This window comes from Azotobacter armeniacus (assembly GCF_054779355.1).
The window spans coordinates 69,440-93,323 of sequence record NZ_BAAGYK010000105.1 but is presented as its reverse complement, the minus strand read 5'-3'; the positions used below and the strand labels follow the sequence as shown (position 1 = coordinate 93,323).

21 protein-coding genes and 1 pseudogene are annotated in these 23,884 nt (G+C 68.0%); 9 read left to right on the top strand and 13 right to left on the bottom strand.

Going from position 1 to position 23,884, the window contains the following annotated elements:
- From ACYVD0_RS14515 to ACYVD0_RS14495, 5 genes are all read right to left on the bottom strand, one after another.
- Positions 1 to 3,946, bottom strand: a 3,946-nt coding sequence (locus ACYVD0_RS14515) for an AMP-binding protein (protein ID WP_460427462.1), incomplete at its 3' end; no start/stop codon positions are given.
- A 28-nt stretch (positions 3,947 to 3,974) separates the two neighbouring features.
- On the bottom strand, positions 3,975 to 4,952 hold the full coding sequence (locus ACYVD0_RS14510; protein ID WP_460427461.1) for a Fe(II)-2OG oxygenase family protein: 978 nt from the start codon (positions 4,950 to 4,952) through the stop codon (positions 3,975 to 3,977).
- A complete protein-coding gene (locus tag ACYVD0_RS14505; RefSeq protein ID WP_460427460.1) occupies positions 4,949 to 5,650 on the bottom strand; it encodes a 4'-phosphopantetheinyl transferase family protein in 702 nt (233 codons plus the stop codon). Before ACYVD0_RS14505 ends, ACYVD0_RS14510 begins: the two co-directional genes overlap by 4 nt.
- Positions 5,628 to 6,368 carry a thioesterase II family protein gene (locus ACYVD0_RS14500; protein WP_460427459.1) on the bottom strand — a complete coding sequence of 247 codons (741 nt, stop codon included), beginning with the start codon at positions 6,366 to 6,368 and terminating at the stop codon, positions 5,628 to 5,630. Before ACYVD0_RS14500 ends, ACYVD0_RS14505 begins: the two co-directional genes overlap by 23 nt.
- An 8-nt stretch (positions 6,369 to 6,376) precedes the next feature.
- The gene (locus tag ACYVD0_RS14495; protein ID WP_460427458.1) at positions 6,377 to 6,634 is read right to left on the bottom strand and encodes an MbtH family protein; all 258 of its coding nucleotides are present in this window, start codon (positions 6,632 to 6,634) and stop codon (positions 6,377 to 6,379) included.
- A gap of 760 nt (positions 6,635 to 7,394) precedes the next feature.
- On the opposite strand from ACYVD0_RS14495, the gene ACYVD0_RS14490 reads away from it, so the two are divergent.
- From ACYVD0_RS14490 to ACYVD0_RS14470, 5 genes are all read left to right on the top strand, one after another.
- On the top strand, positions 7,395 to 8,387 hold the full coding sequence (locus ACYVD0_RS14490; protein ID WP_460427457.1) for a FecR family protein: 993 nt from the start codon (positions 7,395 to 7,397) through the stop codon (positions 8,385 to 8,387).
- A 136-nt stretch (positions 8,388 to 8,523) separates the two neighbouring features.
- A complete protein-coding gene (locus ACYVD0_RS14485; RefSeq protein ID WP_460427456.1) occupies positions 8,524 to 9,669 on the top strand; it encodes an efflux RND transporter periplasmic adaptor subunit in 1,146 nt (381 codons plus the stop codon).
- A gap of 198 nt (positions 9,670 to 9,867) precedes the next feature.
- Positions 9,868 to 11,295 carry an outer membrane factor lipoprotein domain-containing protein gene (locus tag ACYVD0_RS14480; protein WP_460427455.1) on the top strand — a complete coding sequence of 476 codons (1,428 nt, stop codon included), beginning with the start codon at positions 9,868 to 9,870 and terminating at the stop codon, positions 11,293 to 11,295.
- 271 nt (positions 11,296 to 11,566) lie between these two features.
- Entirely contained in the window at positions 11,567 to 12,091 is a 525-nt protein-coding gene (locus tag ACYVD0_RS14475) for an RNA polymerase factor sigma-70 (RefSeq protein ID WP_460427470.1), read from the top strand.
- A gap of 193 nt (positions 12,092 to 12,284) precedes the next feature.
- Complete coding sequence (locus tag ACYVD0_RS14470; RefSeq protein ID WP_460427454.1) at positions 12,285 to 12,677, top strand: hypothetical protein; 393 nt, start codon at positions 12,285 to 12,287, stop codon at positions 12,675 to 12,677.
- Between the two features lie 93 nt (positions 12,678 to 12,770).
- Here the strand turns inward: ACYVD0_RS14470 and ACYVD0_RS14465 are convergent, their stop codons facing one another.
- The 8 genes and pseudogenes from ACYVD0_RS14465 to ACYVD0_RS14430 all read right to left on the bottom strand — a co-directional run bounded on the left by ACYVD0_RS14465 (position 12,771) and on the right by ACYVD0_RS14430 (position 20,038).
- Positions 12,771 to 13,007, bottom strand: coding sequence for a hypothetical protein (locus ACYVD0_RS14465; RefSeq protein WP_460427453.1), 237 nt, complete (start codon positions 13,005 to 13,007; stop codon positions 12,771 to 12,773).
- 276 nt (positions 13,008 to 13,283) lie between these two features.
- A complete protein-coding gene (locus tag ACYVD0_RS14460; RefSeq protein WP_460427452.1) occupies positions 13,284 to 14,585 on the bottom strand; it encodes a lysine N(6)-hydroxylase/L-ornithine N(5)-oxygenase family protein in 1,302 nt (433 codons plus the stop codon).
- Positions 14,586 to 14,726: 141 nt separating this feature from the next.
- Positions 14,727 to 14,936: pseudogene (locus tag ACYVD0_RS14455) on the bottom strand (GNAT family N-acetyltransferase); the annotation flags it as partial.
- Positions 14,846 to 15,097: a TonB-dependent receptor plug domain-containing protein gene (locus ACYVD0_RS14450; RefSeq protein ID WP_460427469.1), complete on the bottom strand. Its 252-nt coding sequence runs from the start codon at positions 15,095 to 15,097 to the stop codon at positions 14,846 to 14,848. The pseudogene ACYVD0_RS14455 and the gene ACYVD0_RS14450, both read right to left, overlap by 91 nt.
- Before the next feature lie 388 nt (positions 15,098 to 15,485).
- Positions 15,486 to 15,704, bottom strand: coding sequence for a hypothetical protein (locus tag ACYVD0_RS14445; RefSeq protein ID WP_460427451.1), 219 nt, complete (start codon positions 15,702 to 15,704; stop codon positions 15,486 to 15,488).
- Between the two features lie 102 nt (positions 15,705 to 15,806).
- Positions 15,807 to 19,205: a non-ribosomal peptide synthetase gene (locus ACYVD0_RS14440; protein ID WP_460427450.1), complete on the bottom strand. Its 3,399-nt coding sequence runs from the start codon at positions 19,203 to 19,205 to the stop codon at positions 15,807 to 15,809.
- Positions 19,206 to 19,284: 79 nt separating this feature from the next.
- The gene (locus ACYVD0_RS14435; protein WP_460427449.1) at positions 19,285 to 19,488 is read right to left on the bottom strand and encodes an MbtH family protein; all 204 of its coding nucleotides are present in this window, start codon (positions 19,486 to 19,488) and stop codon (positions 19,285 to 19,287) included.
- A gap of 331 nt (positions 19,489 to 19,819) precedes the next feature.
- Complete coding sequence (locus ACYVD0_RS14430) at positions 19,820 to 20,038, bottom strand: hypothetical protein (protein WP_460427448.1); 219 nt, start codon at positions 20,036 to 20,038, stop codon at positions 19,820 to 19,822.
- A 405-nt stretch (positions 20,039 to 20,443) separates the two neighbouring features.
- Here ACYVD0_RS14430 and ACYVD0_RS14425 point away from each other — a divergent pair, with 405 nt between their 5' ends.
- The 4 genes from ACYVD0_RS14425 to ACYVD0_RS14410 all read left to right on the top strand — a co-directional run bounded on the left by ACYVD0_RS14425 (position 20,444) and on the right by ACYVD0_RS14410 (position 23,589).
- Positions 20,444 to 21,184, top strand: a complete 741-nt coding sequence (locus tag ACYVD0_RS14425; protein ID WP_460427447.1) for a sulfite exporter TauE/SafE family protein — start codon at positions 20,444 to 20,446, stop codon at positions 21,182 to 21,184.
- A gap of 377 nt (positions 21,185 to 21,561) precedes the next feature.
- The gene (locus tag ACYVD0_RS14420) at positions 21,562 to 22,125 is read left to right on the top strand and encodes a HupE/UreJ family protein (protein ID WP_460427446.1); all 564 of its coding nucleotides are present in this window, start codon (positions 21,562 to 21,564) and stop codon (positions 22,123 to 22,125) included.
- Between the two features lie 329 nt (positions 22,126 to 22,454).
- Positions 22,455 to 22,856, top strand: coding sequence for a hypothetical protein (locus ACYVD0_RS14415; RefSeq protein WP_460427468.1), 402 nt, complete (start codon positions 22,455 to 22,457; stop codon positions 22,854 to 22,856).
- Positions 22,857 to 23,193: 337 nt separating this feature from the next.
- The gene (locus tag ACYVD0_RS14410) at positions 23,194 to 23,589 is read left to right on the top strand and encodes a hypothetical protein (protein ID WP_460427445.1); all 396 of its coding nucleotides are present in this window, start codon (positions 23,194 to 23,196) and stop codon (positions 23,587 to 23,589) included.
- The last annotated feature ends 295 nt before the right edge of the window (positions 23,590 to 23,884 follow it).

Genomic DNA, 23,884 nt, shown 5'->3' with positions numbered 1-23,884 from the left:
GGTTGGCCGCGCCCTTGGGCCGGCCGGTGGAGCCCGAGGTGTAGATCACGTAGGCGAGGTTGTCGCCGTGCAGTTCGACCTGCGGGTCGTGCTCGGGCTCGCCGCCAAGATCGAGGCTGTCCAGCTCCAGCGTGGTCAGCGACCGGCTGCCGGTGATTCGCTCTCTGACGTGGCGCTGCGTGAGCAGCAGCCCGATGCCGCTGTCCTCGACCATGTAGGCCAGACGCTCGCCGGGATAGTCGGGGTCCAGCGGCACGTAGGCCCCGCCCGCCTTGAGGATGCCCAGCAGGCCCACCACCATCTCGACCGAGCGCTCCAGCGCGATGCCCACCTTGGTCTCCGGCGCGACGCCCAGGGCAATCAGCCGGTGCGCCAGGCGGTTGGCCCGGCGGTTGAGCTCGGCGTAGCTCAGCGCTTCGTCGCCGAAGACCAGCGCCGTGGCCTGCGGCTGCTTCTGCACCTGCCGTTCGAACAGGCGATGCACCGGCTCGGCATCCGGGTAGCGCTGCTCGTTCGCACCCCACTGCCGGAGCTGGACTCGCTCGGATTCGCTCAGGACGTCAACGTCGCCCAGCGCCTGCTCGGGTCGCTCGGCCAGCGCTTGCAGCACCGCCAGGTAGTGCCCCGCCAGACGCTCGATCGTCTGTGCCTCGAACAGCTCCGCCGCATAGCTGAAGCTCGCGCGCACCCGCCCGTCAGGACGCTCGCTGGTGTCCAGCGTCAGCTCGAACTGCGCCGCCTGCTCGCCCAACTCGTCACGCTCCAGTGCCAGCCCCGGCAGTTGCCGCAGCGCCCGCCAGTCCTCGCGCAGGTGGTTGAACATCACCTGGAACAGCGGACTGTGGCTCAGGCTGCGCTCCGGTTGCAGCGCCTCGACCAGTTGCTCGAAGGGCAGGTCCTGATGCGCCTGCGCGCCCAGCGCCGCTTCCCTGGTCTGCTCCAGCACCTCTGCCAGGCTCATGCGGCCATCCATGACGTTGCGCATCACCAGGGTGTTGACGAAGAAGCCGATCAGCCCCTCGGTCTCCGTCCGCTGACGGTTGGCGACCGGCACGCCGACACGGATGTCATGCTGGCCGGTGTAGCGGTGCAGCAGCGCCTGGAAGCCGGCCAGCAGCACCATGAACAGCGTCGCCCCGCGCGCTTCGGCCAGTTGGCGAAGGCGGGCCAGCAGCTCGGTCGGCAGCTCTAAGGTATGGCGCGCAGCGTGGTAGCTCGCCTGGGCTTTGCGCGGACGATCGCCAGGCAGCGTCAGCACCGGATGATCGTCTCCGAGCTGCTCGCGCCACCAGGCGAGCTGGAGTGCGCCTTCGCCGGCAGCCAGCCACTCGCGTTGCCAGAGGGCGTAGTCGGCATACTGGATGGACGGAACGGAAAGGTCCGGTGCCTTCCCCTGCAGATGCGCGGCATAGCGCGCGGCGAGCTCGTCGATCAGCAGTTGCATCGACGCGCCGTCCGAGACGATGTGGTGCATCACCAGCACCAGCCGCTGCGCCTCGTCGGCGGTGCGGATCAGCGCCACGCGCAGCAGCGGCCCGCAGGTCAGGTCGAAGGGTTCACCCTGAAGGCGCTGCGCTTCCTCTGCCGCACGGGCCTCGCGCTCGTCAGCCGCCAGGTCGCGCAGGTCGATGACCGGCAGATCGAGCTCGAGAACGGGCTGGATCCATTGTGCGGGCGTACCCTCGGCGACCGGGCGGAAGACAGTGCGCAGGGACTCGTGATGCGCGACCAGGCCGTCGAAGGCGGCACGCAAGGCATCGACCTGCAGCGGCCCGGACAGGCGCAGGGCGAGGCTCACGTGGTAGGCGCTGCTCTCGGGGTCGAGCTGCCACAGGAACCACTGGCGCTCCTGGGCATGCGACAACGGCAGGGGTTCGGCACGGCGTTCGGCCGGCAGGGCGGGAATCGCCGTCTTCGGCTTGCGCTGGCCTCGGGCGAGGAGGCTCTGGACTTCCCGGGCAAGATCGTTGAAACGTGGCTGCTCGAACAGCAGGCGCACCGGAAAGTCGACCTCCCACCGTTCGCCGATGCGGGCGGCAAGCTGCACTGCCGCCAGCGAATTGCCGCCGCCGGCAAAGAAATGCGCCTCGCGGCCCGGCAGGCCGCTGCACCTGAGCACCTGTTGCCACAGCTCCGCCAAAGCGGCTTCGAGTTCGTCGAAAGGAGCCTGTGCGGATGCTTCGTGCGCTGCACTCGACTCGGCGCCGAGCACGAAGCGGCCGTGCTCGTAGATCGCGTAGGCATCGAGCTTACCGCGCTCCCAGCCCCGGCGGCAGGCGCTGCGCTGCAGCTTGCCGCTGGAGGTTTTGGGCAGCGCGCCCGGGTTGAGCAGCACGGCGACCGACACCGGCTCGCGACACACGCCGGACGCGACCTGGCTCAGCACCTCGACCAGCGCCTCGACCCGCACGAGCGCCTGCAGGCCACGTGAGATCTCCACCGCCACCCCCACACCTTCGCCGCCCGCGGGCAGGGGCACGGCGAAGGCCGCCACGCGGCCCTTGCGCACCGCCTCGACCTCGGCCTCGATGGCCCGCTCGATGTCCTGCGGATAGACGTTCTGGCCGCGCAGGATGATCAGGTCCTTGATGCGCCCGGTGATGTAAAGCTCGTCCTCGTGCACGAAGCCCAGGTCGCCGGTGCGCAGCCAGCGCCGGCCATCGCGCTCGACGAAGCTCTGCGCGGTCTCCTCCGGCCGCTGCCAGTAGCCTTGCGCGATGCTCGGGCCGCTCGCCCAGATCTCGCCCACCGCCCCCTCGCCCAGGGTGGCCAGGGACTGCGGATCGACGATCCGCACCTCGTGCGCCGAGGGCGCGTGGCCGCAGCCGACATGGATATTGCCGCCGTCGTCGCGCTGCGCCCGGCCCTGACCCAGGGACTCGGCCGAGAAGGCCCGGGTGACCATGCCCGTCCCGCGCCGCCCGCCGGTGACGAACAGCGTCGCCTCGGCCAGGCCGTAGCAGGGAAAGACCGCGCCGGCCTGGAAGCCGGCCGGCGCGAAGCGCTCGATGAAGGCCTCGAGGGTGTCGTGGCGCACCGGCTCGGCGCCGGAGAAGGCGAGGCGCCAGCTCGACAGGTCGAGCTGCGCCAGCTGCGCGTCCTTGACCCGCTCGAGGCACAGGCGGTAGGCGAAGTCCGGGCCGCCGCTGATGCTGCCGCGATGCCGGGAGATCGCCTCCAGCCAGCGGATCGGCCGCTCCAGGAAGAACTGCGGGGTCATCAGCGCGACGGGGATGCCGTGGTGCAGGGGCTGCAGCAGTCCGCCGATCAGCCCCATGTCGTGGTAGAGCGGCAGCCAGGAGACGAAGACGTCGTCCGGGCCGACCGACAGGCCCTCCTCGATGGCGCGCTCGTTGGCCATCAGGTTGCCATGACTGACCATGACGCCCTTGGGTGCCGAGGTCGAGCCGGAGGTGTACTGCAGGAAAGCGATGTCGCCGTCGGCCGGCACATGCGGCCGCCAGCCCTCGCCGCCGGCGGCATCGGCCGCGTCGACGGCGATGGCTTCGCAGCCCGCGAAGCCGTCGACCGCCGTGCCGAGCAGCGCGAGGATCGCGCCCGTGGTGAGCAGGCAGCGGGCCTGCGCATCCTCGGCGATGCCGGTCAGCCGCGCCAGATGCTGCGGGCGGGCCGACTCGGGCGGGAATACCGGCACCGCGGTCAGCCCGGCGTAGAGGCAGGCGAAGAAGGCGACGACATAATGGTCGTCGTTGTCGAGCAGCAATAGCGCACGCTCGCCCGGGCCGAAGCGCTCTTGCAATTGCCCAGCCAGGGCTCGGACACGCTGGTCGAGCGCGGCATAAGAGATGGTGATGTCGGCGGGCACGCCGTCCTGCTCCCTGACGACGATCAAGGCGGTGTCGGTCGGCCGCTCTGCGGCCAGGTGCCGCAAGTGCTCGATGAAGTTGCGGGGATAGCTGCGTACTGACGGCGGCGTGGTGTTCATCTCGCGTCCTCGTTCTTGAATCGGTTCTTCAGAGCTTGTCCAGATTGCCGTGCGGCTCGGCCATCGCCACGACGACCTTGCGCGAGCCCTTGAACGGCGAGCGCGCATGGGCCGCCAGCATGTTGTCGAGCATCAGCACGTCGCCCTCCTGCCAGCGGAACGACACCGTCTCGGCATCCAGCACGGCGCGCACCTCGTCGAAGATCGCGTCGGGAATCGGCGAGCCGTCGGCGAAGTAGGTGTTGCGCGGCACGTTCTCGATACCCAGCAGTTCCTCCAGTGATTCGCGCACCTCGGGCTGCAGGTTGGAGATGTGGAACAGGTGGGCCTGGTTGAACCACACCGTTTCTCCGCTCACGGGATGGACTTCGATGGCCTGGCACAGTTGGGTGGTGCGCAGTTCGCCGTCCGGCTTCCACTCCCAGCGGATACCGGCCCGACGGCAGAAGGCCTCGACCTCGGCGCGGCTTTCGGTGTTGAAGACCTTCTGCCAGGGCACGTCGAAGTCGCCGTAGTTGCGTACGTAGAGAATCCCGGGCGCGAAGCGCTCGCGTATGGCCGCCGGCATGCGCCGGTAGATGGCCCGGCTGTCGGCGATCGGCGTCTCGCCGCCTTCGGAGGCGGCCGTCACGCAGTGAAGCCAGAGCCTCATCGGCCACTCTCGCGTATAGGCCTGCTCGTTGTGCAGCGGAATGGGTTGATGGGCCGGATACTCGGTGGAGGTGTAGACGCCGCCACCCACCGCGGTGCGTGGCGTCGAGCCGAATTCGTAGTTGAGCAGCGGATGGCCGAAGGCGGCCGCGAACTCGCGGAAGGCCTCTACCGACGGCACCTCGAAGCCGCGCAGCAGCACGCCGCCCACCCTGGCTACATGGGCCTCGATCTCCGCGCGCAGGCGCGGGAAGGCGCTCAGCAGCGATTCCCCGGTCTTGGACGGCGTGATCAGTATCGGCAGCTCCGAACCTTCCGGGGCGCGGCGTTCGAAGCAGGTCAGCAGTTCGTTCATTGCAACTCCTTGGTTTGACATGCGGGCGTCCACGCCAGGGCGGCGGCATATCCGGGCGGCGCCTCCAGGCGCCACGCGCCCACGGACGGCCATTCGGAGCAGGCATGGTGCAGGCCGTAGCTGCGGCCGTCGTCCTGCTCGGGTTTCAGTACCGTGAGCTGCTTGAGGTGTTCGGCTACCCCCAGTCCCAGGGCTTTGAGCACCGCTTCCTTCACCACCCAGCGCTCGAAGAAGCCCGGCCGCCGGTTGGCCCCCATCTGATGCTCGAGCGGCGAGAGCACCTGTGGCTCCAGGCTCACCGTGTCGAAGTCCGGGTTGCAACGCTCGATGTCCACGCCGACTGCGCCGCGCCTGGAAAGCGCAATCAGTGCGAAGCCGCCTGCGTGGGAAACGTTGAAATCCATCGCTACTTCGCCCCCAGGTTCGCCCACCAAGCGCGGCTTTCCGTGCGGGTTGGCCCCAAAGTGCAGCGCCTGGGGCGTGCACTGCAGGCGGGCTGCCAACAGGCGCCGCAGCGCGGCGCGGGTGGCGACAAAGCGGACCCTGTCCTCGTGCCGGTGAAAGCGCAGCGCCCGCACACCCTCCTCTTGGTCGAGAACGATCCAGTCGGCGTCGGCCACCGGCGCGGCCAGCTCCAGGTCGAGTCGCCAGACGTCGACGTCCGGCGCCAGAGACTCAGGCAGTTGCAGTGGCTGCATACCCCACCCCGGAGAGCTGATGCGCCAGTTCGCGCACGATGGCGGCCAGCACCTCTTGCTCCCACTCACGGATGAAGAAATGGCCGCCATCGAACCAGTCGAGCGAGAACCTGTCGCCCGCCTCGCGCCGCCACGCCTCCACGCGTTCGGCCGCGATATCGTCCTGCCGGCCGCCGAAGGCATGGATCGGGATGGACAGGAGGGGTGGGGCCGTGTAGCGGAAGCTCTCGCACACCCGGTAGTCGGCGCCCAGGGTATCCAGCGTGAGACGCAGCAGCTCGGCGCAGCCGAAGAGCTCCTCCGGCGTGCCGCCCTGCTTGCGCAGGTCGGCGATCAGGGCCGCGTCGTCGTTCTTGTCGGCGAAGCGGTCCGGGTCGCGCCGCGACGGCGCGGGACTTGCCGAGACGAAGAGGGCTCGGGGCAGAGGCCGCGAAAGCGCGCGCTGGCGCTGGGCGACCCCATACGCGAGCAAGGCGCCCATGCTGTGTCCGAACAGGGCGTAGCGCCCACGCATGACCTCGGCCTGCTCGTCGCAGAGTTGCGCGACGAGCTGCCCGAAATCCTCGACGAAAGACTCGCCCAGCCGGCTGCCGCGCCCAGGCAACTCCACCGGGATGAGGCGAATCCACTCCGGCAGCAGGCGGCGCCAGCGCAGGTACATGGTCGCGCTGGCGCCGGCACACGGCAGGGCCAGCAGATCGATGAAGGGCGGCCGCATGGAGCGGGTTACTGCGCGGCCGCGATCGACGCGTCGGCCGCCCGGGCGGCCTGTTCGTCCATCCATTCGCGCAGCGACAGCGGGCGCATGTCGGTCCAGGTCTTCTCGACGTATTCGAGAACGGTCTTCTTGTCGCCCTTCACGCCCTCGACGGCCTTCCAGCCGCCAGGGATGGCCTTCCAATGGGGCCAGAGGGAGTACTGTTCTTCATGGTTGACGAGAACGATGAAAGTCTCGTCTTCGCGATCAAAGCAACTGGTAGACATGGGCATCCTCGTACAGTTGAAGGGAAGCGAATCCGCGCCCTGCCGGCTTGAGAACCGGCACACGGATCGTCTGCCTTCAAAGACGAAGCAGCCTGTGATTTGTTTAGGGACTTCCCGAATCCGTTGAAATACGTCCATCCCGCCCTGCGAGCTGTCCGATGAATCGGGTGGAGCCATGGCGGGGGCTGATCGAATCGCACTATCCCAAGGGCGAAGGCGGTCGTCCGACGATCCGGTGCTGGCGACGCTCGCAGACGGTTTGCGGGCAGAGCCCCCAGGGGCCCCTGGGCCACCGTCCTGGCGGGCTCTCCACGGGACAGTCGCAGCGTGTTTCCGGCACGATCCCGCCTGCGCCAATCCCGGCCCTTGCGAACGCTCCCCTGCAGCGTGCAGGCCTCTTCCTTCAGGACAATCGCATGAAGGGGCAGGTGCAGTCGTTCACTCCCTCTCCCGCGTGCGGGAGAGGGCTGGGGAGAGGGAAAACAGGCCATCGCCGCTCATTTGCCTCTCCCCAGCCCCCTCAGCTTTGGCCTCCTGCGTCGCCCTGCCTCCTGCATCCATGCAGTCGCCTCCCATGAATGAAAGGGGGAAGAAAGTTGTTCATGCGATTCTCCTGTCTCTTCCTTGATGAGAGGTAAGGACAGGTGTTTCATGGGTTATCGTCGGTGTTCTGTGTAGGGCATCCATGATGATCTAAACTCTTGGTGGTGACTTAAGGCCACAATCACGAACAAAAGCAGCAAGATACGGCATCGATCATATGAACAGCTCCCCTCCTTCCGCCCCCGGCGACTCGCTTGCCGAGGATGCCGCGTACTGGTGCACTCGCCTGCACGACGAGGACTGCAGCGAAGGTGAGCGGCAGGCCTTCCAGCGCTGGCTTGCCACGCCCCCCGAGCATGCCCGGGAGTTCGCGGAGATGATGGAGATCTGGGAAGCCGCCGTGCATCTTCCGCCCACGACGGGAACCAGGGTTGCGCCTCGCCCCCTGGCGCCGGCTGCCCGGCCGCGCCGCCACAGTCGCCTGCGCAGGGCGGGTCTGACGGCCGCCATAGCGCTGCTCACCCTGCCCCTGGCCGGCTATGGCGGCTGGCTGATGGGCTGGATTCCGGACAGCTATCGCCAATACGCGGCCAGGGACGCGACCCGCAGAGTCCGCCTGCCCGACGGCAGCGAGGTGGAGCTCAACCTGCGGACCGCGCTGTCCTTCGCCAACTACCGGGACCGGCGCAGCGTCTCGCTGAAGGAAGGCGAAGCCTGGTTCAAGGTCAGCCACGACGCACGGCACCCCTTCGTCGTCGAAGCCGGCCCGGGCACGATCATGGTGACCGGAACGCAGTTCAACGTCTGGAAATACCGGGACAGCGTCACCGTCACCGTGACCGAAGGCTCGGTTCGGGTCGACTGCGGCCGGGAGCGCGACCGGTGCAGTAGCCTCACCGCCAACATGCAGGCCAGCTACTGGGCCAACGAGGCGCCGGCACAGATGGCGGCGGTCGATACCGCCAGCGTCCTGGCCTGGCGCGACGGCAAGCTGATCCTGGACGACCTGCCCCTCGCCGAAGCCCTGCCGCTGATCAATCGCTACCTGGACGCCCCCATCCGGCTGGGCGATGCGGCTGCAGCCCGGCTGCGCCTCGGCGGCATCTACGACACCGGCGACATCCAGGGCCTGGTCCGGAACCTGCCGAACGCGCTTCCCGTGCGCATCGATCATGACGCCGACGGCAGCCTGGTGCTGAGCTCGCGCTGACCCCCCCGCCCTGCCGGCAAGGCAGGCGCGAGCGCGCTCCTAATTTCTTTCGTCGCTCATTCGTCTTACAGCTCTGACATCCGTAGGCGCGCCGGGTAACACCAGCGCGTCGAGCCGAACTACCGGGCCAAGCGACATGACATACCCTCGTTGGACCCTGCTCCTGATACCACTCGGCTGCGCCCTGACCCTGGCGGGCTGGCGGACCTTTCCCCCTCCCGCCCGGGCCTACGATGCCGTGACGGTCGAGCGCGGCGACATCGAAAGCAGCGTGACGGCGCTGGGCACCCTGCAACCCCGCCACTATGTGGACGTCGTCGCCCAAACCTCCGGGCAGATCCTGCACCGGCATGTCGAGGTCGGCGACATGGTGCGCAAGGGACAACTGCTCGCCGAAATCGACCCGTCCATCCAGCAGGCCACAGTGGACGCAAGCCGGGCGCAGATCGAAAGCCTCAGGGCCTTGCGCGAGGAGCAGCAGGCCCAGCGCGACCTGGCCCGCCAGCAATACGAACGGCAACGGATCCTGGCCGGAAGCGGCGCGACGCGCCAGGAAGACGTACAGGTCGCCCACGCCGAAGTGCGGGTGGCCGAGGCGCGCCTGAAGAGCACCGCCGCACAGATCAGACAGGCCGAAGCCGAGCTGCGCAGCGACGAGGCCGAGCTGGGCCACACGCGCATCCATGCGCCGATGGGCGGCACCGTGGTCGCCCTCGACCAGACGCTCAACGCCCAGGAGCAGACGCCGCTGATCCGCATTGCCAGACTGTCGCCGATGACCGTCTGGGCCCAGGTTTCCGAGGCCGACATCAGCCGGGTGAAACCGGGCATGCCGGCCTATTTCACCACCCTCGGCGGCGAAGGCCGACGCTGGCAGGCGCAAGTCCGACAGATACTGCCGGTGCCGCCCAAGCCACTGGAGCAGATGGGCTTCGGCAGCAGCCCGGTCGGCAGCGAACAGGAGGTGGGGAAAGGTCGAGTGCTGTACAGCGTGCTGCTCGACGTCGGCAACGAGGATCAGGCACTGATGGCGGAGATGAGCGCCCAGGTGTTTTTCGTCGACGCCAGCGTCCGGGGCGCGCTCACCGCACCGCTCGCCGCGCTGCAGGCGGTCATCGGCAAACCGGACACCCATCTGGCGCAAGTGCTGAAGCAGGACGGCGAGTCCGCCCTGCGCGAAGTCCGCACCGGTATCCACGACCGCCAGCGCATCGAGGTGCTCGAAGGGCTCGCCGAGGGTGAGCGGCTGCTCGTCGACACCACGGACCGGCAAAAGCAATGAACATGGCCGCCAGCGATCCGGGCACCACCGCCCCCCTGATCAGCTTTCGCGCAGCCCTGAAAGCATCGCCCCGGTCTTCCCCCCATCCGCCGTCCTCGGTGCCTTTGCCTGCTTGGTGCCAATCGGCGTGATCTTCGGCTACAGGCCGGGCCGCACGGCTGGCACCGGTCGTGGTGCTGGCCGCCGCATGAGGCCGCAGTGAGACGAAAACCGCTCGCCCTGCTCGGCCTGTACCTGCTCCTGCCCGCCTGCAGCGGCCCGCTGCCGCAGCCGGACAGCGGCCTGGCCATTCCCGGGCAGTGGCGGCACCCGCCGGCGACGGCCACGGCGATGCCCGACGCCGACTGGTGGCGCAGCTTCGGCAGCGAGGAGCTGAACCTGCTGATCCACCGGGCCCACGCCTCCAGCCACGACATCGCCGCGGCGCTCGCCCGGCTGCGCCAGGCCCGGGCCACGGCGACTGTCGAGGGTGCGCGGGTCTTTCCCGAACTGAGCGGAGAGATGAACGCCATCCGCGAGCAGCTGATCGGCAACACCGGCGGCTACGGCAACGAGCTGGGCGCCACCGAGGAGGAGCGGCGCATCGAGCATTTCGACACCATGCTTACCGTCAGCTACGAACTGGACCTCTGGAGCGCGAACCGTTCGCGCCGGGCCGCCGCCCGCAAGAGAATCGAGGCCAGCGAGCGGGATCGGGCGGCGGTGCAGCTGACGGTCACGGCCGACGTCGCCGATACCTATCTGCAAGTGCTGGCGCTGCGCGAACAGATCCGCATCGCCCTGCTCAACCTGGGTAACGCCGAACAGGTGCTGGAGCTGGTCGAGGCCCGCCATGCCGCCGGCGCCAGCCATGCGCTGGAGCTGGCCCAGCAGCGCAGCCTGACGGCCAATCAGCGCTGGCAGATCCCCCGACTGCAGCAAGAGGAGCGGGAGGCGACCATCGTCCTGGCGACCCTGCTCGGCGTCCCCGTGCAGGGGCTGCGGATCCGCGGCGAGTTCGGCGCACTGCGCGCGCAGGGCATCCAGGCCGGCCTGCCCAGCGAACTGCTCGTCCGCCGTCCGGACATCGCCCGGGCCGAGGCCGAACTCGCCGCCGCCGAAGGCGACGTGCGGGTGGCGCGCGCCGCGCTGCTGCCGACCCTCAACCTGGAGGCCGGCCTGGGTGGCGGGGCCGAACGCGCCAGCGTGATCGCCGACAATCCCTTCCCCTTCCTCACCCTGGAGGCCGGCCTGACGGCGCCGATCTTCAACGCCGGCCGACTGCGCGCCGAACGCGAACAGGCCCTGGCCAGGCAGGAAGAGCTGCTGCACGACTATCGCCGGGCGATCATCGACGGGCTGGCCGACGTGGAAAAGGCCCTCAATGCGCTCGCCGGCATCGAGCGCCAGCAGCGCTGGCAACGCGAGGAGCTGGAGCAGGCCCGGCAGAGCTTCGCCCTGGCCGAGACGCGCTACCGGGCGGGCGCCGCCACCCTGCTCGACAGCCTCGAGTCCCAGCGCACGCTGTTCCAGGCGCAGGACCAGGAAATCCAGCTGCGCCTCGCCCGCCTGCAGGCGTCGGTCAGTCTGTTCAAGGCCCTCGGCGGCGGCTGGCGGAGCGAGTCCGGCAACGGACGGGAAGACTGACCGCCGCACCGGAACCGGCATGCCGGAATTCCTGTCTCTTCCAGCCGGAGCCGACCGACCTCTTCCTGAAGGCAGCGCAGGCCAGGCCCGAACGGGCGCCGGGCCACCGCGGAAGCTGCTTGTTTTACATTCGAGATCACAAACATGATAATGATTCTTGTTTGACAAAGATCATCATTAAATATAATTTCGCAGGCCTCGAATCTTTTCCGCCCCTTTCGTTCACAGGAACGCCGCCATGTCGAATCAAGGAATTCTCGCCGGCTGCCTCATGGGCAGTCCGTCGGTCCCCCCCCAGATTCAATCCTTCATCGACCATCGAACCACGCTGATAAAAGTCGCGGCGAGCATCACCGGATGCCGCTCCAGGGCCGAGGATGTCGTCCAGGATGCCTTCTTCCGGCTGGAGTCCGCCCATCTGCCCAGCCTCTCGATAAAGGCCCAGTTGAGCTACATGTTCCGAACCGTGCGCAACCTGGCGATCGACTACTATCGCAAGCAGGCGTTCGAGCAGCGTCACAGGGGGAGCGAGGAAGAAGGCCTGGCCATCGAGCAACAGGAAAACGCATCGCCGGAAAGCCTGCATCAGTACCAGGAAACCCTCGAACTGATCGCCGATGCCCTGAGCCAACTCCCGGAACGCACCCGCTATGCCTTCGAGATGCACCGCATCCATGGCCAGCAGCAGAGGGAAATCGCCCGGGAGCTTGGCGTCTCGCCGACCCTGGTTAACTTTATGATCCGCGACGCCCTGGTGCATTGCCGCAAGGTCGTCGAAGCCGGGCGCAACGCCTAGGGCGTGTCATCGAATGCCTTCGCATTGGCGATTGTCACACCAGCTACCGGTGCATTGACGCCCATCTGCAAGGCATGCCAGCGCTTACAAGAAAGGAGCGACTTTGAGAACCACAACGTTGCTGGTCGCGGCCGGTCTCACTACTGCGGTCCTTGCCGGACTGGGCTGGCATGCCTCCAGCCTGGAGCGGAGATTGGCCCACACCTTTCGCCTGGCCGACGTGATGGCCGATTATCAAAGATACGCGGACAAGTTGTACTTTGCGGGCCAGGCACAGAACTGGGAACTTGCAGACTGGTATCTGTGGAAGCTGACGAAAGCCTCCTGGGTCGTGGCCGACGGCGATGTCGTCGAGTATCGCTCGGTGAAGGAATACGACGTGGCGGAGCTGACCAAGCGGATGCTGAAGCCTGCCATCCAGCGGGTCGACACTGCAATCGCTGGCAAGGATGCCCAGGCATTCCAGAGCGCCTACGCGACGCTGGTCAGCACCTGCAATGCCTGCCATCACGCCTCGGAGCATGGTTTTGTGCAGATCGTCCAGCCCGACGAGCCCACTCACAAGAACCAGAAATACGCCCCCTGACAGGCCCGCCACCTTGTGCCGAAGCGCCCCAAGCGACATGGCACGCTTGCCCCGACTGCGCCAGCCAGCAATTGATAAGCATGATTATCTTAATCAGAGTCCCGGCTTTCCCGCAGCGCCGCTGCTCCGCCACCAGGGACCGGAATTCCAATGTTCGAGCTGGACGACATCAGTTTCAACCTGGCCGGCTGCAGCCTGTTGCAGCAGGCCAGCCTGCAGATTCCCCACAGGCCGATGGTCGGCCTGATCCGGCCACAACGTTTCGGGCAGGTCCACCCTGATCAAGCTGCTGGCCCGCCAGCTGGCGCCGGCCTGGCCCTGGCGGGCCATGTCAGCGCCTGCGTGGTGAGCAGCGTCGGGGAAAGGCGTCGCAGAACGGCAGGCGCCAGTCGGGGATCAGGCTGGCGGCCAGCACCGGGGAAATCAACCGGCGGAAGCTGTATTCAACCACAGCGATAACCACACCCGCGAGTCGCTCCGGACATATGCGAGGAAAAGCGCGCCGACAGGGCGGCGCGGGTCGTCGGCTAGAGGCGCGGCACCTTGCGGTAGCCGGCGAAGGCGTCCTGGAACAGCAGGGCGAGCGGTGGGATCACTGCCCGCGGCTCAGGCGCAGGCCGCCTGCGGCTGGCGGTAGGCCTCCAGCAGCGCGTCCACCACCTCCTGGGAGCGTACCGCCACCACCGACAGCAGGGTATCGCTGAGGCCGTGGCTGTCCTCGCAGCAGCCCTGCAGGAAGATGTTCGGCTGGAACCCCGGCTGGGTCGGCAGGCGGTAGCTGCGCTCCAGCTCGGCTTCCTGCAGATGGCGCTCGATCCCCTCCAGCAGGCGCCAATGGGCGTCGCGGCGGTAGCCGGTGGCGAGCACCAGCAGGTCGAACTCACGCAGCTCCTCGTCGCCGCTCTGGGAGTCGCGCAGGCTCAGGCGCACGCCGTCGGGGCCGGCCGCCACGGCCTGGATCTGCCGGTTGGCGAGCAGGCTGCGCTGGCAGGAACCGATCACCTGCTGCTGGTAGAGGTCCTGGTAGATACCCTCGATCAGGTCCAGGTTGACCACCGAATAGTTGGTGTGGCTGAGCGAGCGGATCAGCTTCTGGCGCGCGGCCTGTGGCTGGCGGTAGACCACGTCGGTGAAGGCCGGGTCGAAGATCTCGTTGACGAAGGGACTATCGTCCGCCGGACGCATCGCCTGGGCGCGCATCACCAGGCTGATTTCGGCCTGCGGGTAGCGGCCGGCCAGGTCGGTGTAGATCTCCGCCGCGCTCTGCCCGGAGCCGATCACCGCCACCCGGTAGCGGCCCTCGCGCTCGGGGCAGCACTGGCCGATGCGCTCCAGGTACTGTGAGGAATGGATCAGCTGCGGCTCGCCCTGCAGGCCGGCGAACAGCTCGGGGATTGCTGCCTGGGCGCCGATGCCGACCACCAGATTGCGGGTCAGCCGGGTGTGGGTGCGGCCGTCGGCCAGTCGCGAGACCACCCGCAGGCGCTGCACCTCGCCGCGTTCCTCGACCGGCTCCACAGCGATCACCTGCTCGCCGTAGTGCACACGCTCGGAGAAGTGCCCGGCGGCCCAGCGCAGATAATCGTTGTACTCGATCCGCGACGGGTTGACGGTGCCGATGTTGATGAAGGGCAGCAGGCGCCGCTTCTCGTGCAGGTAGCTGATGAAGGTGAAGCGGCTTGCCGGATTGCGCAGGGTCGCCAGGTCCTTGAGGTAGGAGATCTGCATGCGGCTGTTCTCCAGCAGCATGCCGCCGTGCCATTCGAAGGCCGGCTTGCTGTCCAGGAAGCAATAGCGAAGCCCCGCCTCGCGGGTCCTGGAGTCCTCCTCCAGGGCAATGGCGATGGCCAGATTGGCCGGGCCGAAGCCCACGCCGATCACATCGTATTCCAGCGTTTCTATGCTCATGTGCAATATCGATCCTGTCTTCGGTGACGTACCAAGGGTGACTGCCGGATCCGCGTCGTAGGCGCGGGGGCCGGCGCCCTGCCTGACCTCATCAGTGGTATGGGCCGCGTGGGTCGCGACTCGCTTTTTAAGAGAAACCGCTCACGCCAGCCGATAGCGCGCGAAGAAAGCCTCGCGCTCGAGCACCATCAGGGCGGCGCGCTTGCGGGGAAAGTCGAACTCCTTGAGCCGGGCGAAGCCCAGCGCCTGCAGATGCGGGATCATCCGTACATTGTCGGCGCACGGTTCGCAGACGATGCGCCGGGTGCACGGCTCGTCGAGGAACAGGTAGTGGGCCAGCGATCCCAGCCAGAATGGACCGGGTTGACGTCGCGGTAGAGGCCGTTGTTGGCCTGCTTGAAGCCGCGGATGATGAACCAGTCCTGCTTGTCGTCCTCGCCGAAGTAGCCGGACTGCACGCCGGCGGTATAGCGCAGGGCGTCGCTGATGGTGCCCACATTGCGGTCGCGCATCTGCTGCCCGGTGGTGATGGAGACCGACCGCGGGATCTCGTTGAGCGGCGTGTCGGTCTTGGTGCCGGACAGGGACCGCTTGGCGGTGTAGCCGGTGCCCGGACCGATCGGGCTTTGCTGGTCGGCAACCACAGTCACCCCGTCCAGCTCCACTAGGTTATCGCTCTCCTTGCCCTCCTCGACGGCGGGCACCGGCGCGGCGACCATGCCCAGCGCGCAGACCAGCGCCAAGGCTAGACGGCACCGAGCGAAGGGGACGACCGGCCCCAGCGGATGATTCGGCGACAGCATGCTCATCAACCCCAACTCCAACCCCACACATCCCAAGTTAGAAGATTTCTCATTTACGCTTCTATCGACTGTAAGGACGGATGGGTTCGGAAAAAATTTAGGAATATCGGGAAAAGTTCGCTTCGCTACGGCACAGGCCGTCCAGTACCTGTGCCAACAACTCCACCGCCAGCAGGCGCAGCAGGGAAAAGCCCGCATGGTTCACCGCCACGCCCCTGGGCTGGCCGGTGGAGCCGGAGGTGTAGATCAGGTGGCGAGCCAGACGGTTGGCGCGCGCTTCCAGCTCGGCGTAGCTGAGCCGCGTATCGCCGTGCACCAGGGCGACAGCGTCGGGACGCAGGCGGGCCTGTTCGGCGATCAGTTCGGGCAGCAGACGGCACGAATCCGGGGATGGGAGGCCGCTGCTCCAGGCTTCCAGTTATGCCCGCTGCGCCGCGTCGAGCAGATCGAGGTCGGCCAGCGGGCGCGCCGGGTCGCGGATCAGTTCAGCGAGGATCTGCCGCAGCAGCGCGGCCAACCGAGCGATGGCCGGCTCGTCGAAGTGCGCACGGTCGTAGGCCAGCAGCAGCTCCAGGACCTCGCCCGGCAGCACCGCCAGGGTCAGCGGGTAGTGGGTGGCCTCGTGGCTCTGCGGCGTGCCCAGGCGCAGCTCGCCGCGCTCGGCCTGGCGCAGGGCGTCACCCAGCGGGTAGTTCTCGAACACCAGCAGGCTGTCGAACAGCGCCGCACCGCCCTGTCCGGCCCAGCGCTGGATGTCGTAGAGCGGCGTGTGCTCGTGCTCGCGCAGCGCCAGGTTGTCGGCCTGCAGTGCGGCCAGCCAGGCGCCGAGCGGCTGCGCGGCCGGCAGCTCGACCGGCACCGGCAGGATGTTGATGAACAGGCCCGGCAATTGCTCGCTGCCTTCCAGCTCGGCCGGCCGGCCGGCCACGGTGGTGCCGAAACAGACCCGCGATCTGCCGGTCAGGCGCCCCAGCAGCAGGGCCCAGGCGCCCTGGATCAGGGTGTTGAGGGTCAGGCCGTGGCGCTGGGCGAAGCCGCGCAGTGCCGCCTCCTCGTCCGCCGCCAGCGGCAGCGGATGGCGCGCCTGCCCTTGGCCCGGGGTGCGGCAGACCAGGCTGCCGGCGACCCGGCCGAGGCCGTCGAAGCCGTGCAGCCGGGCGCGCCAGAAGGCCTCGTCGGCCGCGCCGCCGCGCCGCGCCAGCCAGGCGATGTAGTCGCCGAACTGGCCGTGCGGCGCGGCCAGGCGCTCGCCGTGGTAGAGCGCCAGCACCTCGCCGAGCAGCAGTGCGGTGCTCCAGCCGTCCAGCAGCAGGTGGTGCAGGCTCCAGACCAGCACCCAGTCGCGCTCGCTGCGCCGCAGCAGGGCCAGGCGCAGCAGCGGCGGCCGGGCGAGATCGAAGCCGCGCGCGCGCTCGGCGGCGCCGAAGGCCTGCAGCGCGGCGTCGAAGTCCGCCTCCGCGCGCCAGTCGAGCTCCCGCCAGGGCAGTTCGACGGCGCCGTGCACCGCCTGTAGCGGGCGTTCGCCGTCGACAAAGCCGCTGCGCAGGATGGCGTGGCGTGCCAGCACCTGCTCCCAGGCCCGGCGCAGGCGTGCGGGATCGAGGCCGGAGAGCGGCAGGCACAGCTGGTTGACGTAGCTGCCGGCAGCGCCGAGCCGGCTGTGGAACAGCAGGCCCTGCTGCAGCGGCGACAGTGGGTAGAGGTCCTCGACGCCGCGCAGCGCATCCAGGCGCGCCTGGTCGAGCCCGGCCAGCGGCACATCGCTGGGGGTCAGGGTGCGCGGCACGTGGGCGCAGTGGGCGCGGATCGCCCGCAGCTCGTCCTGCAGGCGCTGCAGCAGGCCCTCGAGGGTGGAGCGCTGCCACTGGCTGGGGCTGAAGTCAAGACGCAGGCGCAGGGCGCCGCCGCGCTGTTCGACGTCTATGGTCAGGGACGCATCCAGGGGCGCATCCGCCTCGCGCCAGAGGCCGGCGTCGAGCAGGCGCAGCGGCCCGCCGCGCTCGTCCTCGAACTGCCCCCGGTAGTTGAACAGTACCTGCGGCGCTACCCCGGCCAGCTCGCCGCGCTGGCGCAGCAGGCCATAGGCCAGGCCGCCGTCGGCCACGCCGCGCAGCTGCTCCTTGATCGCCTTGAGACTGCCGGGCAAATCGGCCGCCGGCTGCAGGCGCAGCGGATAGAGGCTGGTGAAGCAGCCGACCGTGCGGCTGAGATCGAGGTCGTCGAAGAGCGGCGTGTGCAACGGTGCACGGCCGTGGCTTTCCAGGTGCAGGCAGACGCCGCCCTGTTCGCTCCAGGCGCAGAGCACCCGACTCAGCGCGGCGAGCAGCACCTCGTCGGCGCGCAGCCGGTAGGCCTGCTGGGCGGCCTGCAGCAGCTCGCGGCTGAACTCGGCGGAGAGGCAGAACTCCAGGCGCTGGCGCTGGCCCTCGCGGGCCGGCTCCTGGGTCAGCAATGGCAGCTGCGTGCAGGCGCGCTCCTGGGCCCGCCAGAAGTCGCGCCGGTCCTGCACCGCCGGACTGGCGGCCCAGGCCTCCAGACGCTCGGCCCTGGCCTTGAAGGAGGTGGTCTTGGCCGGCAGCTCGACGCGGCAGCCGGCGGCGAGCTGCTCGTAGACGCGCAGCAGATCCTCCAGCAATACCCGCCAGGACACCCCGTCCACCGCCAAGTGGTGGATCGCCAGCAGCAAGCGGTCGGCGCGGCCCGCCTGGCTCAGGCACAAGGCCCGCAGCAGCGGGCCTTGCAGCGGGTCCAGGCTGCGCTGGGCCTCTTCGCAGAGCGCCGCGACCTCGGCCTCGCCGCTCACCTCGCAGAGCCAGAGCAGCTCGTGGTGCTCGTCCGCTTCCGCATACCACTGGCGCCAGAGGCCATCCTCTTCTTCGGCGAAGCGCAGGCGCAGCGCGTCATGCTGCGCCACCAGCGCCTGCAGGGCCTGCTCCAGGAGAAGCGGCTCCAGATCCTCGGCCAACTCGAACAGCTGGTACTGGTTGCACGGCGCCGCGCCCTGGCGTTCGAGCAGGTGCGCCTGGATCGGCAGCAGCGGCACGGCGTCGCCGACCGGGTCCTGTTCAGTGCGCGGCGCGGACGCCACCCGGGCCACCGCGGCCAGTGCCGCCAGGCTCTGCTGCTGGCGCACCGGCGGCGGCTCGGCGCTGTAACCGCTGGGGTCGAGCAGGTCCAGGCAGATCGCCTCGACACCTTCGCCCAGCGGCACCCGCCCGCGCAGCGCGGAGGTAGTCAGCAGCCATTTCAGCCCGGAATCCTCAGCCATGTAGGCCAGGCGCTCGCGGGGGGAGTCCGGGTCCAGCGGCACGAAGGCGCCGCCGGCCTTGAGGATCGCCAGCAGGCCCTCGATCATCGCCGTGCCATGCGCAAGGCACAGACCGACCCGCGTCTCCGGGCCGACGCCGCACTCGATCAGGTGACGGGCCAGGCGGTTGCTGCGCGCTTCCAGCGCGGCGTAGCTCAGCTGCGTCTCGCCGAACACCAAGGCGATGGCATCCGGGTGCCGCCGGGCCTGTTCGGCGATCAGTTCGGGTAGCAGACGGAACGAATCCTGGGATGGAAGGCCGGTGCTCCAGGCTTCCAGTTGTGCCCGCTGCGCCGGCTCGATCAGCTCCAGCGGCATGGCCGAGGCCGCGGCCAGGCTCTGCTCGGCGGCGTCGCAGCGCTCGCGCAGGACGGCGTGGCGCTGCAGCAGGCGGTCGAGGCTGTAGCGCAGGGCCTCGACGTTCAGCGGGCCGGAAAACTGCCGGAGGCCGGCGGTGTGGTAAGCGTCGCCGGCCGGAGGCAGGGGGGAGAGCGGGGAATGGGTGGTCATGACGGCACCTCGGAGGCGGGACGACCCGACCACCAGGGGGCAGCCGGGAATTCGGCGAAAGCGGACGGCGGCACCGGCCTCACTCAGTCATGGCTTCGTGCAGGCTGCGCGGACTCATGTCGGCCCAGATCCCGGAGACATGCGCCAGGCAGGTCTGGCGGTCGCCGCTGATGCCGACCTCCTGCCAGCCGACCGGCACCGGCTTGTATTCCGGCCAGATCGAGTACTGCTGCTCGGCGTTGACCACCACGTGAAACTGGGTATCGGCTTGGTCGAAACTCATGGCTTGGCTCCTTGTCGGTCGACGGCACAGTGCCGTATCACTGTTTTACAGACGAATAAAGATGCGAATAATTTTCATTAACCATCAAGTCGAACATGCAACCGCCCGCCCCGGCAGCAGCCGGGAGATTGGCCAAGTGTTCAGTCGTCAGGTTTCAGCCGGTCACGGCAGACCCGGAGCGTTGCGTATCGGGACCTGCACGACGGTCGGCGAGGGTCCCCAGCAGGGCTGGCCCATTCGCACTGGCCGAGGGTCGCCCGCTCCGGCGAGGGGGTCGTCGCGGCCTGCTCGCCGAGTTGCTCCTCGTCGACGTGGTAGCAGCTTTTCAGGATCAGCCTGGCGCAGGCGGTCGATGGCCTGGTTGCGCACCACCCGGAACAGGTAGCCGGACCGGGCACACGGCGCGGCTCTCCCAGAGCTTGAGGAAGGCTCCCTGGATCACGTCCCCGGCCAACGAGCGGCAGCCCAGCACCTTGAACGTGACTTCCACCAGCAGGCGCCACTGGCGGGTGTAGATGACCTCCAACTCCGTTTCCAACGTATCCGCCATGACCTTCACGCCGAGCGAACATGAAGCACAACTCTCCATCGATGGCTTCCCTGACTCGAATCGAGCGCCAAATCTAAATGATAAACATTATCAATACAATACCGGCCAGCAAGGAAAATCCCGTCCCTGGCACGGCCAGCGCCATTGCCTCGGCCTGGCGAAACGGGTACAGCTAGCGGCCTGTGCGGTTGATTGGTTAACTCAAGTTCGGATGACCGGGGTTTCGAGACAAGGCGCCGCGACGAATCATGGCAGGGCTATGGCGAGGAGCGGCAACGCCGTATCGGAGCCTCGGGCGCCGAAATTGACTACTCGAATCAACCAAACAGGCCACTAGGCGCTTGCGCAATGTCCGGCGCCCCTACGCACCGGCTGTCATCCCCCGCTAAGGAGCGCTCCGAGCCCATGCTTTCCACGGAATTCCTTCTCGTCGCCGTGCCGGCGGTACTGCTGACCGGCCTCTCCAAGGGCGGCTTCGGCGGCGCCTTCGGCGGCATCGCGGTGCCCCTGCTGGCCCTGGCGGTGCCGCCCACCCAGGCCGCCGCGATCATGCTGCCGATCCTCTGCACCGCCGACCTGGTCGGCCTGCGTGCCTACTACGGCAAGTGGGACGTGGCGAACCTGAAGATCATGCTGCCCGGCGCGCTGCTCGGGGTGCTGCTCGGCTCGCTGACCTTCGGCATGTTGAACGAGCAGGTCATCGGCCTGCTGATCGGCGGCATCGCCGTGGCTTTCGTGCTGCTCAACCTGCTGCGCGCGCCCGCCAGCACGGCCGGGACGCCGCCGGCCCGCGGCAAGGGCACCTTCCTCTCCACGCTGGCCGGCTTCACCAGCTTCGTTGCCCACGCCGGCGGCCCGCCGGTGATGATGCACCTGCTGCCGCAGCAGCTGGACAAGGTGCGCTACGTCGCCACCATCAACGTCTTCTTCCTGCTGACCAACGCAATCAAGCTGCTGCCCTACGCGCTGCTCGGGCAGTTCTCCAGCGACAACCTGCTGACCAGCCTCGCCTTCGCCCCCCTCGTCCCGCTGGGCGTATGGGCCGGCCTCTGGCTGCAGGACCGGGTCAACCACCTGTGGTTCTACCGCATCGCCCGCGCCGGCCTGCTGCTCGCCGGAATCCAGTTGATCGTCCAGAACCTTTGAGCCGGCGGCTGGCGGGGCGCCCTGGCCGCGGCCGAGAGCGCCCCAGTGTGGCGCCGGAGGCGGCCAAGGCAATCGCATGAACGACTTTCTCCCCTCCCTCATTCATGGGAGACGACTGCATGGATGCAGGAGGCCAAAGCCGAGGGGCCGGGGGAGAGGGCAAATGAGCGGCGATGGCTTGTTTTCCCTCTCCCCAGCCCTCTCACGCACGCGGGAGAGGGAGTGTACGGCTGCACCTGCCCCTTCATGCGATTGCCCTGCGGAGGCGGTCCAGACGCTGCACCGCGCGGCCCTTTTGCCTTAAGCTGCGCAGCCAGCCGCCTCGCGCAGCGCTTCGAAGACTATCGCCGCCCCCGGACTTGCCCCAGGACCCCGACATGAAAACACGCCACCTCCTGCCCCTGCTTGCCCTGACCCTCCTGCCCGGCGCCGCCTTCGCCCACCCCGGGCATGGCGAGAACGACCTGATCGCCGGCCTGCTGCACCCCTTCAGCGGTCTGGACCACCTGCTGGCGATGCTGGCCATCGGCATCTGGGCCGCGCGGCAGCCGCGCGCCCTGCAACTGGCCGTGCCGGCCACCTTTCTCGCCGCGCTGCTCGGCGGTTTCGCCCTGGCCGTGGCCGGCGCCGGCCTGCCGCTGGTGGAAACCGGCATCGCCCTCTCCGTGCTGCTGAGCGGCCTGCTGATCGCCTGCGCCGCGCGCCTGCCGGCGCCGGTTGCGCTGGCCCTGACCGCGACCTTCGCCCTGTTCCACGGCCATGCCCACGGCCTGGAGGCCAGCGGCAGCCTGGTGGCCTTCGCCGCCGGCTTCCTCGCCGCCAGCCTGAGCCTGCACCTGGGCGGCGGCCTGCTCGCCGCAGCCGTGCAGCAGCGCCTGCCCCTGCTGGCCCGAAGCGTCGGTGCGGCCATCGCCGCCAGCGGTGCGCTGATGATGTTCTGATCGCCCCCGGCGACCGCCAGCCTCCGGACCGGGCCTGTGCCCGGTCTTTTTTTGGGCGGGCGCTGGCGGATGGGCGCCCCCGTGGCCTGCTGCCGCCAGAACCAGCACAACCCCGCTCGACTTTCCGTGACACAAATCAACGGAAGTTCAACTTTCTGCAAGAATCGCGACAAAACCCTCTGTCGCCATCGCGACACTTTGTCGCGTGCGTTGTTCGATTTCATTGATAAGTAATTGATTTTATTTAGCAAAGCATACTTGGCATGGTTCGTGGATACAGTTAAAGAGCGAAGCCCACTGAAACGCTCCTCGGAGGAACCGCCATGAACATGCACAGGTTCGGCATTCTGACCCTGACCTTCAGCCTGCTGGCTCTGAGCAATGTACTGGCCGACGAGATCATCGGGGAAACCGAAGACCAGACTGCCGGCCAGTCTGCAGGTGGCATGACCGGCATGATGGTTGGCGCCATCGGCGGCCCGATCGGTGCCCTGGTCGGTGCCGGCGTCGGCGCACTGGTCGGCAGCACCGGCCAGGAAGCCTCCGGCTCCAGCGATCGCGCCTATCAGGTCCGCACCGACAGCGGCAAGGTGCAAACGGTGCGCTCCCCCAACCGCCGCTTCACGATCGGCGATCAGGTCGAGATCCGCGGCAACCGCCCCTATCCCACGTCCGCCGGCAAGTCCGCCGCCCTGGCCGACGCCGACGGCCGCGCACGCGCCCTGCGCTGACCCGCCTGCCGCCCGCCCGGACCGTCGACCGGGCCACTTGCGCACCGGATTGCACGGCCTCCAGCGCCACCCCTCTCCTTCCCACCTGCGTGCCAGACCGCAGGCCACCGGGCCTTGTCAAGCTTCGCCGTGCCAGGCCGCCAGAACCGCTCGCGCCGGCCTGCCGTAGAGGCCACCCCCTCCTTAAGCATAAGAAGGCGTTTCTTTTCTTGATCCACATCAATTGAATGGTTAATTTCTGTTCCAACGGAGACGGAGGCCTGCCAAAAGCTCTGCGCTGCGTCCCGATCAACCGATTTGACCAAGATCGCTGGAACGTTTCCTCGGAGGAACCGCCATGAAAAAGCTCGGCACCCTGGCCCTGACTCTCGCTCTGCTGGCCGCCGGTAGCGTACATGCCGCCGAAGTTCTCGAGGAAACCAAGGATCAGACCACCGGCAAGTCGGTCGGCGGCATGAACGGCATGATGATCGGTGCGATCGGCGGTCCGATCGGCATGCTGGTCGGCGCCGGCATCGGTGCCCTGTTCGGTGGCGAGGTTCAGGAGGCCACCGGCCTCAGCGACCGCGCCTACAAGGTCCGCACCGCCGATGGCGAGGAGAAGGTGCTGCGCTCCCCGGCCGAAGAGTTAGTCGTCGGCGACAAGGTCGAAACCCGCGGCAACCGGGTGTTCAGCGACGTTGCCAAAGCCGACGACAGCCTCTACGACAGCGCGCTCAGCTACCGCGAATAAATTAATTCATGTCAAAAGCCCGGCTCTTCAGCCGGGTTTTTGCTTTCTGGGCCCAGCTGGATTGGTATAAGCATCGAGTCTTATGTGCAAGGCCCCATGTGCTACTCGGCTACAAGCAGGCGCAGGCCCGTTTCCCGTCGTTATGACAAAGCGCTTTCCGCTGCCCGACCGACAGGTTTCGCCTCGCACGGCGAGTTCCTTTCTTCTTGCTTGCCCAAGAAGAAAGGAACCAAAGAAGAAGGGCACCCGACATCCGGCCCTTCACTGCGCTGCGCTCCGTTACGGGTTCCCTCGC

What these genes read in the sequence shown, in the direction of transcription:
- ACYVD0_RS14500 (WP_460427459.1), bottom strand. Translation starts at nt 6,368, where the DNA reads ATGCGGCCGCCCTTCATCGATCTGCTGGCCCTGCCGTGTGCCGGCGCC.
- ACYVD0_RS14420 (WP_460427446.1), top strand. Translation starts at nt 21,562, where the DNA reads ATGAAAACACGCCACCTCCTGCCCCTGCTTGCCCTGACCCTCCTGCCC.
- ACYVD0_RS14410 (WP_460427445.1), top strand. Translation starts at nt 23,194, where the DNA reads ATGAAAAAGCTCGGCACCCTGGCCCTGACTCTCGCTCTGCTGGCCGCC.
- ACYVD0_RS14415 (WP_460427468.1), top strand. Translation starts at nt 22,455, where the DNA reads ATGCACAGGTTCGGCATTCTGACCCTGACCTTCAGCCTGCTGGCTCTG.
- ACYVD0_RS14460 (WP_460427452.1), bottom strand. Translation starts at nt 14,585, where the DNA reads ATGAGCATAGAAACGCTGGAATACGATGTGATCGGCGTGGGCTTCGGC.
- ACYVD0_RS14505 (WP_460427460.1), bottom strand. Translation starts at nt 5,650, where the DNA reads ATGCAGCCACTGCAACTGCCTGAGTCTCTGGCGCCGGACGTCGACGTC.
- ACYVD0_RS14485 (WP_460427456.1), top strand. Translation starts at nt 8,524, where the DNA reads ATGACATACCCTCGTTGGACCCTGCTCCTGATACCACTCGGCTGCGCC.
- ACYVD0_RS14495 (WP_460427458.1), bottom strand. Translation starts at nt 6,634, where the DNA reads ATGTCTACCAGTTGCTTTGATCGCGAAGACGAGACTTTCATCGTTCTC.
- ACYVD0_RS14440 (WP_460427450.1), bottom strand. Translation starts at nt 19,205, where the DNA reads ATGACCACCCATTCCCCGCTCTCCCCCCTGCCTCCGGCCGGCGACGCT.
- ACYVD0_RS14425 (WP_460427447.1), top strand. Translation starts at nt 20,444, where the DNA reads ATGCTTTCCACGGAATTCCTTCTCGTCGCCGTGCCGGCGGTACTGCTG.
- ACYVD0_RS14430 (WP_460427448.1), bottom strand. Translation starts at nt 20,038, where the DNA reads ATGGCGGATACGTTGGAAACGGAGTTGGAGGTCATCTACACCCGCCAG.
- ACYVD0_RS14435 (WP_460427449.1), bottom strand. Translation starts at nt 19,488, where the DNA reads ATGAGTTTCGACCAAGCCGATACCCAGTTTCACGTGGTGGTCAACGCC.
- ACYVD0_RS14510 (WP_460427461.1), bottom strand. Translation starts at nt 4,952, where the DNA reads ATGAACGAACTGCTGACCTGCTTCGAACGCCGCGCCCCGGAAGGTTCG.
- ACYVD0_RS14465 (WP_460427453.1), bottom strand. Translation starts at nt 13,007, where the DNA reads ATGGCCCGCCAGGGCCAGGCCGGCGCCAGCTGGCGGGCCAGCAGCTTG.
- ACYVD0_RS14450 (WP_460427469.1), bottom strand. Translation starts at nt 15,097, where the DNA reads ATGCGCGACCGCAATGTGGGCACCATCAGCGACGCCCTGCGCTATACC.
- ACYVD0_RS14475 (WP_460427470.1), top strand. Translation starts at nt 11,567, where the DNA reads ATGGGCAGTCCGTCGGTCCCCCCCCAGATTCAATCCTTCATCGACCAT.
- ACYVD0_RS14490 (WP_460427457.1), top strand. Translation starts at nt 7,395, where the DNA reads ATGAACAGCTCCCCTCCTTCCGCCCCCGGCGACTCGCTTGCCGAGGAT.